Origin of the sequence: Chromohalobacter sp. HP20-39 (assembly GCF_033052815.1) — a bacterium.
Classification (GTDB): domain Bacteria; phylum Pseudomonadota; class Gammaproteobacteria; order Pseudomonadales; family Halomonadaceae; genus Chromohalobacter.
Map to the genome: position 1 here is coordinate 1 of NZ_JAWHTP010001155.1, position 237 is coordinate 237.

Consider the following 237-nt stretch of genomic DNA (forward strand, 5'->3'; position numbering starts at 1 on the left):
CGCTGGCCATTTCCCCGGCCGCCAGCAGGTCCATGGCCGAGAGCAAGGCATCGCCCTCGATCGGCCCCTGCAACAGGATGGCCTGGCCCGTCTGGCGATCGAGCAGTCGCAGCGACGGCGTGGCGGTCACGCCGCTCTTGGTGGCTTCCGCGGCCTGCGCGCGGATGGCCACGTTGGGGCGCTCGCTAGCCATGCACTGTTCGATGGCTGACGTTGTTTCGGGGTAACGCAAGCCAT

At 68.4% G+C, this 237-nt stretch carries 1 protein-coding gene; it reads right to left on the reverse strand.

Translation table 11 applies throughout. From position 1 onward, the window contains the following. Positions 1-237: DsbA family protein (locus RVY79_RS21520; protein WP_411161788.1), on the reverse strand; the 237-nt coding region annotated here is incomplete at both ends.